The organism is Streptomyces sp. Q2, from assembly GCF_056820935.1.
Genome location: NZ_JBXEJE010000011.1, coordinates 221,929 through 231,454 on the forward strand (window position 1 = coordinate 221,929; position 9,526 = coordinate 231,454).

At 69.5% G+C, this 9,526-nt stretch carries 9 protein-coding genes; 4 read left to right on the top strand and 5 right to left on the bottom strand.

What is annotated here, in order from left to right; translation table 11 throughout:
- Positions 1–12 precede the first annotated feature (12 nt).
- A complete protein-coding gene (locus ACWBNA_RS14745) occupies positions 13–372 on the bottom strand; it encodes an NADH-quinone oxidoreductase subunit A (RefSeq protein WP_007383963.1) in 360 nt (119 codons plus the stop codon).
- A gap of 745 nt (positions 373–1,117) precedes the next feature.
- Here ACWBNA_RS14745 and ACWBNA_RS14750 point away from each other — a divergent pair.
- Complete coding sequence (locus ACWBNA_RS14750) at positions 1,118–1,927, top strand: C40 family peptidase (protein WP_482704773.1); 810 nt, start codon at positions 1,118–1,120, stop codon at positions 1,925–1,927.
- A gap of 165 nt (positions 1,928–2,092) precedes the next feature.
- Positions 2,093–2,719: a peptide deformylase gene (def, locus tag ACWBNA_RS14755; RefSeq protein ID WP_482704774.1), complete on the top strand. Its 627-nt coding sequence runs from the start codon at positions 2,093–2,095 to the stop codon at positions 2,717–2,719.
- Between the two features lie 72 nt (positions 2,720–2,791).
- On the opposite strand, the gene ACWBNA_RS14760 is transcribed toward def, so the two are convergent.
- Entirely contained in the window at positions 2,792–4,081 is a 1,290-nt protein-coding gene (locus ACWBNA_RS14760; RefSeq protein ID WP_482704775.1) for a geranylgeranyl reductase family protein, read from the bottom strand.
- A 70-nt stretch (positions 4,082–4,151) separates the two neighbouring features.
- Here ACWBNA_RS14760 and ACWBNA_RS14765 point away from each other — a divergent pair, with 70 nt between their 5' ends.
- Both ACWBNA_RS14765 and ACWBNA_RS14770 read left to right on the top strand, forming a co-directional pair.
- Positions 4,152–4,709 (top strand): GNAT family N-acetyltransferase, encoded by a 558-nt coding sequence (locus tag ACWBNA_RS14765; protein ID WP_482704776.1) that lies wholly within the window; start codon positions 4,152–4,154, stop codon positions 4,707–4,709.
- Positions 4,710–4,792: 83 nt separating this feature from the next.
- Positions 4,793–5,146, top strand: a complete 354-nt coding sequence (locus ACWBNA_RS14770) for a PASTA domain-containing protein (protein ID WP_482704778.1) — start codon at positions 4,793–4,795, stop codon at positions 5,144–5,146.
- Here ACWBNA_RS14770 and ACWBNA_RS14775 read toward each other — a convergent pair.
- Genes ACWBNA_RS14775 through ACWBNA_RS14785 form a run of 3 tightly spaced genes read right to left on the bottom strand, consistent with a single transcriptional unit; the run spans position 5,140 to position 9,378 of the window.
- Complete coding sequence (locus tag ACWBNA_RS14775; protein WP_482704779.1) at positions 5,140–5,841, bottom strand: demethylmenaquinone methyltransferase; 702 nt, start codon at positions 5,839–5,841, stop codon at positions 5,140–5,142. The genes ACWBNA_RS14770 and ACWBNA_RS14775 overlap by 7 nt on opposite strands.
- A 34-nt stretch (positions 5,842–5,875) precedes the next feature.
- Positions 5,876–7,030 (bottom strand): acyltransferase family protein, encoded by a 1,155-nt coding sequence (locus ACWBNA_RS14780; RefSeq protein WP_482704780.1) that lies wholly within the window; start codon positions 7,028–7,030, stop codon positions 5,876–5,878.
- Positions 7,030–9,378, bottom strand: coding sequence for a bifunctional polysaccharide deacetylase/glycosyltransferase family 2 protein (locus ACWBNA_RS14785; RefSeq protein ID WP_482704781.1), 2,349 nt, complete (start codon positions 9,376–9,378; stop codon positions 7,030–7,032). The genes ACWBNA_RS14780 and ACWBNA_RS14785 overlap by 1 nt, the downstream gene beginning before the upstream one ends.
- Positions 9,379–9,526 lie beyond the last annotated feature (148 nt).

Genomic DNA, 9,526 nt, shown 5'->3' on the forward strand with positions numbered 1-9,526 from the left:
TCTAAAGGCCCCTCAGTCCCATTCCAGGCCGCCGCGCCGCCATACGTACGCGTACGCGACAAAGACGGTGAGCACGAAGAGCAGCATCTCCACGAGCCCGAAAACACCCAGGGCGTCGAAGGTGACGGCCCAGGGGTAGAGGAAGACGATCTCGATGTCGAAGACGATGAAGAGCATCGCCGTCAGGTAGTACTTGATGGGGAAGCGCCCGCCGCCGGCCGGCGTGGGGGTCGGCTCGATTCCGCACTCGTAGGCCTCGAGCTTGGCGCGGTTGTACCGCTTCGGACCGATCAGCGTGGCCATGACCACGGAGAAGATCGCAAAGCCTGCCCCGAGGGCTCCCAGTACGAGGATGGGCGCATACGCGTTCACCGCTCCTCGCTCCTCTCAGTCGGCACTGACTGCTGGCGATGGCACATCGGGCTCACAGCGCCCCACGTGTCTCACGAACCCCGCCCATCCCGGCGAAGATCGCGAACATGTGAAGCAGGTCACAAGCCCAACTGCCTCGCATCCTATGCCTGCCGCTCTGTGATCTGCGACACGGGGTATTGCACAAGCTTTGTGATCTCCACCACCTGATGAAGGATCATGAAGCCGGATGAGTGTCGATCTTCGTACGAGAAGCGTCCGAGTGATCACGAGAGGTGACATTTCCGCTCGTCGGCGCAGGTCGAAGGACGCGTCTCAATATCAAGAGACTTCCCTTGCATGCAAATTGGTGTTGGACGAGGCGCCTTGGTAGAGGATCGCGTTCACACATCAGGGGGAGCCGCGATGCGCGATGTGGACACGTGCACACATTCACGAGCCCGGGCCGGCGGATTCCGCACACAGGACGCACCCGTTCCCGTAACCGTTGCGTGACCTCCACCACATCCATGAGAAGCACCTGGGAAGCGGGGTTGGCCACCTGTCCCAACCAGTGGTAGGTGGCGGGCAATTCGGACGTAACAACGAAAGAGCGTGATCACGGGCTTGATGACCCGTGCCCGCAATGTCCGTTACGGCGTCAATAAGGAACCGTGCGGCAGGTGTTCGGGGGGTCGATTGAACAACTGTGGCGCACCACACGTTTCTTGAAGGTATGGAGGAGCCCCTGATACCGGTTGTTCTCATGTCCCACACCGCTCACATACGCAGCCACCGGAAACCCCGCCGCAGCGCGTCGAAAATCGCGATGCGGGCCGGAGTTGCCGGTGGCGTTCTCAGCACCCTGGCAGTGGCCGGGGCGTCAGGTTCGGCGAACGCTGCCGAACCGGTGACGCAGACGCTCGAACTGCCCACCCTGACGGCCGACCTGGCCGCGCAGGTCGCCGAGTCCGCCGACGCCACACAGCAGGCGGCGGCGAACTACCAGCTGCAGGCTGAGCGTGACGCAGCCGCCGCAAAGGCCGCGAAGCAGGCCAAGGCGGACCTCGCGGAGGCGAAGCAGAAGGCCGAGGCCAAGAAGAAGGCCGCCGAGGAGGCCGCTCGCAAGGCCGCTGCCGAGCGCGCGACCCGCAGCACCGAGCGGGCCACCCTGTCCGCCTCGGCGAGCGCCGGCACGTCCACCAGCACGTCCACGGCCACCGGTTCGGCCGCCGCGGTCATCGCCTTCGTCAAGGCGCAGGTCGGCGACGCGTACGTCTCCGGCGGCACCGGCCCCAATTCGTGGGACTGCTCCGGCCTCGTCCAGGCCGCCTTCAACCAGATCGGCGTCAGCCTGCCGCGCGTCTCGCAGGACCAGTCGACCGCCGGCACCCAGGTCTCGCTCGACAACCTGCAGCCGGGCGACATCCTGTACTGGGGAAGCGCGGGCAGCGCGTACCACGTGGCGGTGTACGTCGGCGACGGCATGTTCGTCGGCGCGCAGAACCCGTCCACGGGTGTCGCCGAGAAGCCGATGTCCTACGACCCGCCCACCGGAGCGGTGCGGGTGCTCTGACGCACAACCGTACGGAAGGGGCCGCAGCCGCTCGGGGGCAGCGGCCCCTTCCGGGTTCACGGCCCACCTCGTCGAGCCGGTCTGGCCGGTCTGGCCGGTCTGCTTCTGGGGATGCTGTGCCTGTTCTGATGTCCTGTGCTTCCGCACAGGACAGGAGAAACAGTCATGCCGAGCGTTTTCGTCCAGGGCAAGCCCGTCGACGCGTATCCCCCGCTCTCACCCGAGGCCCGGCGCGGGTCGGTCCGGCGTATCACCGAGGTGGGTGAGGAGGTTCTGCACAAGCCGTGCCGGGACGTGACCGAGTTCGGTCCCGATCTCGCCGCGCTCATCGACGACATGTTCCTGACGATGTACGTCGCCGACGGCGCGGGACTTGCCGCCAACCAGGTCGGCGTCGATCTGAGGCTGTTCGTCTACGACTGCCCGGACGACGACGGTGTCCGGCATGTCGGGCACATCGTCAACCCGGTGCTGGAACCGCTCGACCCAGCCGGGCGGCGGCTGCTCGACGAGCACGAGGGGTGCCTGTCGGTGCCCGGCGCCGTGATGGACGTACCGCGTCCGGACCTGGCCGTCGTGCGCGGGCTCGACAAGGACGGCGAGCCGCTCGTCATCGAGGGCACGGGGTACTTCGCCCGCTGCCTGGCCCACGAGACCGACCATGTGAACGGGCACGTGTATCTCGACCGGCTCTCCAAGCGGGAGCGGAAGGACGCGCTGCGGCAGGTGGCGGACCGGCGCGACGAGGTCTTCGCCCGCCGGGCCGCCAACATCGAGGCCCTCAACGGGTAGTCGCACCCCGCTTCAGCGCTGCCCATCGGCGGGGGAACCCTCGACAGGCCCTCGTCGCACCCGTCACCCGCCTCACGCCTTCGGCGCCACCTTGCTCAGGCCGTTGATGATGCGGTCCATCGCGTCGCCGCCCGTCGGGTCGGTGAGGTTCGCGAGCATCTTCAGCGTGAACTTCATCAGCAGGGGGTGCGACAGTCCGCGCTGGGTCGCGATCTTCATGACCTTCGGGTTGCCGATGAGCTTCACGAAGGCGCGGCCCAGCGTGTAGTAGCCGCCGTAGGTGTCCTTGAGGACACGCGGGTAGCGCTGGAGGGCCAGTTCCCGCCCCGCGGGGGTCGAACGGGCGTGGGCCTGGACGATGACGTCGGCGGCGATCTGGCCGGACTCCATGGCGTAGGCGATGCCCTCGCCGTTGAAGGGGTTCACCAGGCCGCCGGCGTCGCCGACCAGGAGCAGGCCCTTGGTGTAGTGCGGTTGGCGGTTGAAGGCCATGGGGAGCGCGGCACCGCGAATGGGGCCGGTCATGTTGTCCGGGGTGTAGCCCCAGTCCTCCGGCATGGACGCGCACCAGGCCTTCAGGACCTCGCGCCAGTCGAGTTCCTTGAAGGAGGCCGAGGTGTTCAGGACGCCGAGTCCGACGTTCGAGGTGCCGTCGCCCATGCCGAAGATCCAGCCGTAGCCGGGCAGGAGACGGTCCTCGGCGCCCCGCCGGTCCCACAGTTCCAGCCAGGACTCCAGGTAGTCGTCCTCGTGGCGAGGCGAGGTGAAGTACGTACGGACCGCGACGCCCATCGGGCGGTCCTCGCGGCGGTGCAGGCCCATCGCCAGCGAGAGCCGGGTCGAGTTGCCGTCGGCGGCGACGACGAGCGGCGCGTGGAAGGTGACCTCGCGCTTCTCCCCGGTGTCACCGAGCTTGGCGTGCACGCCGGTGATGCGGCCGGTGCGGTCGTCGATGATGGGCGCGCCCACGTTGCAGCGCTCGTACAGCCGCGCGCCCGCCTTCTGCGCCTGGCGCGCGAGCTGCTCGTCGAAGTCGTCGCGCTTGCGGACGAGGCCGTAGTCCGGGAAGGAGGCGAGATCCGGCCAGTCGAGCTGGAGGCGGACGCCGCCGCCGATGATGCGCAGGCCCTTGTTGCGCAGCCAGCCGGCCTCCTCCGAGATGTCGATGCCCATGGCGACGAGTTGTTTGGTGGCGCGCGGGGTGAGTCCGTCACCGCAGACCTTCTCGCGCGGGAACTCGGTCTTCTCCAGCAGGAGTACGTCGAGCCCGGCCTTGGCGAGGTGGTAGGCGGTGGTGGAGCCGGCTGGCCCCGCGCCGACGACGATCACATCGGCGGTGTTTTCGGAGAGGGGCTCGGTCACGGCGGGATCTCCCCAAGTTCGGAATCTGCGTGCCGACGGGCACTGGACATGGGCAGTCTATTCAGCAGAATTGATCACCCGGCTGAAGGGCTGCCCAGTGAACCGAGCTCTCCCCGTAGTACGGCTGCGTGTCCCCACCGACGAGGACGCCGTCGCCTGGCACCGGACCTTCGCCCACCCGGACGTCATGGAGTTCCAGGGCGGCAAGCCCGCGGAGTTGTCCGTCTACGAGGAGCTCACCGCCCGCCAGCGCCGGCACGACGCCGAGCGCGGGTACTGCCTGTGGACCATGCTCGACGAGTCCGGGCAGGTCATCGGCTTCACGGGTGCCCAGCCGTGGGAGCGGACCTGGGGGCCGACGGGCGAGATCGAGATCGGCTGGCGGCTCGGGCGCGAGCAGTGGGGTCGCGGATACGCCACCGCGGCCGCGCGGATCACCTTGGAACGGCTGCGTGCGGTGGGCGTGCCGAGCGTGGTCGCCATGGTCGACGCGCGCAACACCCGGTCCGTGGCGGTCACCCGGCGGCTGGGCATGCGCCTCGCCGAGGTGTTCCGGACGCCGACGTCGGAGCGGGAAGGCCACTGCTACCGGCTCGATCTGGACCCAGCCGAAGGTGACCGACAGTAACCGACTGTCACAGAAAGACACTTGATGCTTCCGGGCGCTGTACGGCCGGGGTTACCCTGCCAGTACCGCTGGGGGTGACATCTGTGCGCATAACACCCAATTCGCCCGAGGTGCGGGTGCCGAAGCTGGTCGGTCTGATGGCCGTCGACGCGCGCGAGGCGGCCGAGACGGGCGGCGTGCGCCTCGCCGCCCCCGACCGGCCCGACTTCCGCCGCACGGTCGTGGAGTACGTCGTACGGCAGTACCCACCACCCGGCGCCCCGGTGCCGCGAGGGGCCGTGGTCACCGTGTGGTTCGACTTCGGCGAGGGTGAGGGCGGCGGCGGCGCGGGCGTGCACGAGCCCCGCATACCGCGCCCGGGCGGCGGCGGCATGCAGCGCGAACTCGACGAGCCGGGAGATCCCTTCGCCGTGGCCGGGTTCGCCTCGCCCTACTGACCGCTCGCCTTGAAGCCCCGGTGCAGCGCCACGATCCCGCCGCTCAGGTTCCGCCAGGCCACCCTCGACCAGCCGGCCTTCTGGAGGCGCTCGGCCAGCGCGGGCTGGTCGGGCCAGGCGCGGATGGACTCGGCGAGGTAGACGTACGCGTCCGGGTTGGACGACACCGCGCGCGCGACCGGCGGCAGGGCGCGCATCAGGTACTCGGTGTACACGGTCCGGAAGGGCGCCCAGGTCGGGTGCGAGAACTCGCAGATCACCACGCGCCCGCCGGGCTTGGTCACCCGGTACATCTCGCGCAGCGCCGAGTCGGTGTCCTGCACGTTGCGCAGCCCGAAGGAGATGGTGACGGCGTCGAAGGTGTCGTCCTTGAAGGGCAGCTTCGTCGCGTCGCCCGCGGTGAACGGCAGCCAGGTGTGCTTGCGCTTGCCGACCTGGAGCATGCCGAGGGAGAAGTCGCAGGGGACGACGTACGCGCCGGTGCGGGCGAAGGGCAGCGAGGACGTGGCCGTACCGGCGGCCAGGTCCAGGACCTTCTGCGCGGGCCGGGCGTCGACGGCCTTGGCGACCTCTCTGCGCCACACCCGGTCCTGACCGAGCGAGAGCACGTCGTTCGTCAGGTCGTACCGTTCCGCCACGTCGTCGAACATCGAGGCGACTTCGTGCGGCTGCTTGTTCAGGGAAGCGCGGGTCACGGGGCCATTGTTGCAGTACGTCCCCCGCGCCCGCTCAGGGGAGCAGTCGCGCCTTCTTCCTCGCCGCCACGTCCTCCACCCATCCGCACGACAGGACGAACACCGCGATCAGGACCCAGCCGACGCCGAACATGAACCACTGGCTCTCCAGCGGCAGGTACGTCTCGAACGCCGGCACCTTCCAGAACTGGTCGATCAGCGGGACCGCCAGGATCAGCGCGATCTCGTGCCAGAGGTAGATCGTCACCGCGCGCGCGTTGAAGACGGTCACGACCCTGTCCAGCCGCCGCAGGCGGGTCAGCCCGGCGAAGTCGATCCGGAAGCGGGCCTTGGCCCACATCAGGAGCATCACGAAACCGGCCGACCAGAAGGCCTGCGCGAGGGGGATCTCGTCGAGGTCGTACGTGCCGAACTCGGCCTGGTGGCCGAAGGCGTACCAGCCGCCGTACCCCAGCGCTGCGAGTGACAGGGCGACGACCGCGGCCGGCTTCATCCGCTGCAGCACGCCGTCGCGGTGGGCGAAGCCGAGGATCCAGCAGAAGACGTACGTCGACAGGTCCCACAGCGCGCTGCCGAAGCGGTTGTCCGGGCCGGCCCACCCGAAGGTCAGGACCAGGACCGGCGCGAGGGACAGCAGCAGGACCGGCACCGGCGCCCTGCGGAAGATCCGCAGGAGGGCCGGGGAGAGCAGGACGAACCACAGGTACGTCCGCAGGTACCAGAGGATCTCCCACGCCTGGACGCCCCACGCGTTGCCCGGCGGGTCGCCGAGCGGGACGATCCAGTAGACGATCTGCCAGCCCGGCATCCAGCCGTGGACCAGCATCGCGACGACCACGAAGAGGCCCCAGAACCAGAACGGGGGCAGCAGGCGGCGCAGCCTGCTCCTCACCACCTGGGACGCCGGGCGCTCCAGGGACTTCGCCATCAGCGTGCCGGCCAGGGCGAACATGATCCCCATGGAGGGGAGGACCAGGCCGCACCAGGCCCACCCGAAGGTGTGGTAGGTGACGACGCGGACCAGGGCGACGGCCCGCAGGGTGTCGAAGTAGCGGTCGCGGCCGGCCGCCTCGGGCCGGGCGGCGGAGTCGACCCGTGGCAGCGGGGCCGTGTCCACGACCGGAACCGCTCGCACCGGAACCGCTCGCACGGGAACCGCGCGCGCCGCGCCCTTGCCGTGTGCGCCCATCAGCTCGCCCCCGCCGGGGTCCCGACCTCGCCGGTCCGCTTCAGCTTCTGCCAGCGCAGGCGGCCGCCGGTGAGGGCGGTGATGCAGGAGTGGATGAGGACGAGGTACATCATCTGGCGGTAGGCCAGCTGTTGCAGCGGCATCATCAGCAGGTAGCGGTACTTCTCGCGGTCGAGGCGGAAGGCGTACGCCGCGCAGATCAGCTGGACGCCGAGGACCGCGAGCCAGGCCAGCAGCGCCGCCCGGAAGTCGACGAAGATCATCGAGTAGACGGTGAACACGTCGATGAGCGGGGCGAAGACCGGCGTGACGATCTGGAAGAGGACCACCAGCGGCATGCCGACCCGGCCGAAGCGGCCGGAGGGGCCCTTGTCGGTGAGGGACTTGCGGTGCTTCCAGAGCGCCTGCATCGTGCCGTAGGACCAGCGGTAGCGCTGCGACCACAGCTGCTTCAGGGAACCCGGCGCCTCGGTCCAGGCGCGTGCGTGCTCCTGGTAGACGACCCGCCAGCCCTGGCGGTGCATGGCGATGGTGATGTCGGTGTCCTCGGCGAGGGTGTCCTCGCTCATGCCGCCGACCTGGAGGACCGCCTCGCGGCGGAACGCGCCGATCGCGCCGGGGATGGTCGGCATGCAGCGCAGCAGGTCGTACATGCGGCGGTCGAGGTTGAAGCCCATCACGTACTCGATGTGCTGCCAGGCGCCGATGATCGTGTCGCGGTTGCCGACCTTGGCGTTGCCGGCGACCGCGCCCACCCCGGGGTCGGCGAAGGGCTGTACGAGTTGTCGTACGGTGTCCGCCTCGAAGACCGTGTCGCCGTCCATCATGACGACGACGTCGTGACTGGCGCTGCGCACGCCGTTGTTGAGGGCGGCCGGTTTGCCCGCGTTCTCCTGGCGGATGACCCGGACGTTCCTCATGCCGAGCGACTCGGCCGCGCCACGCGCGATCTCGGAGGTGCCGTCCGTCGAGCCGTCGTCCACGACGATGACCTCGATGGGGTGAGTGCTCTGCGCCAGCGACTTGAGGGTGTTGGCGATGCACTCCTTCTCGTTGTACGCCGGGACGATCACGCTCACCGGGCGGGTGACCGGCACTCCCCAGCTGAAGCGGCGTCTGTTGCGCCGCCGGTAGTGGCTGCGGGCGAGGATCAGCATCATGCCGAACCGGCCGATGACGGCCACGCCCACGACGACCAGTCCGACGGACAGCGTCGGCACGGTCCACTCGGCGACGGCGACGGCCACGATGAGGGCCTTGCCCTCGTAGAGGGTCGCGCCGGTGGCCTCGCGGTGGGCGGCCTGGAGCCGGTCCGAGGCCGAGCCCTGGGTCCCGGCCCGGCCCTGCGTCTGCGTCCCGGCCCGGCCCTGCGTCTGCCCGTCCGGCACCCCGCCGGGCTGCTCGGAACCGGCGGCCTCCGAAGCCCCCGAAGCATCCGGAACTCCGGCGGCACCCGCGGCGCCCCCGTTCTGCTGCTCCATGACACCGCTGATGGTGGTGAAGGTGTACCCCTTCGCCTGCATCTTCTCGATGTACGCCGGCAGCGCCTTGATCGTCTGCTCGCGCTCGCCGCCCGCGTCGTGCATCAGCACCGACGCGCCGTCGGTGCCCGACGGGGTGGCCCACTTGACGATCTTCGAGACGCCCGGCTTCTTCCAGTCGTCGCTGTCGGTGTCGACGAAGACGCTGGTGTAGCCGTCCGCGCCGAGCGCCTCGTAGACGGGCCAGCTGTAGTTGTCGATGGCGTCCGTCTCCGAGGAGTACGGCGCCCGGAACAGCGTGGTCGTGATGCCGGCCGCGCCCGCGAGCGCCAGCTGTGTCTGCTCCATCTCGCGCCGGATGCGGGCGTCGCTCTGGTAGGAGAGGTCGACGTGGGTGAAGGTGTGGATGCCCACCTCGTTGCCCTGTTCGACCATGTCCCGCACGATGCCGGGGTAGCGGGAGACCATCGAGCCGACCACGAAGAACGTGGCGGGGACGTCGTACTTCTCCAGGATCTCCAGGACCCGGGGCGTGTACGTCGGGTTCGGGCCGTCGTCGAAGGTGAGAGCGATCGTCTTGTCCGGCACGGACAGCGTCGTGGCCTGTCCGCCCCGGAAGCTGACGATCGGCCCGCCGTTGAGGATCTTGTCGGGCACCTTGCTGGCGCTGGCCCCGTCGCGCACGCGCTGGTCGCCGCCGACCTCGGCGCGCAGGTAGCCGTCGAGCAGCATGATGCTGGTCAGGGCGAGCAGGAGCAGCAGGGCGAGGATGACCCGAGGTTTCTGCAGCGCCGCGGCCTTGCCCGCCGCCCGTTCCATCCGGGAGGGGGCCCGCCGGCGGCCGCGTGAGGGCGTCGTCGAAGTCATGACTGCGTCCCGGTCAGTTCGTGGAGGTGGGAGTGGCGGTGGCCGTGGCGGTGGCCGTGCTCGTGGGCAGCGCGGACGGCGTGCCGCCGGGCCGGCCGGCCCCGTTGCCGAGGCCGCCCTGCGGGGCGTAGCCGGCGGGGCCGTTGCC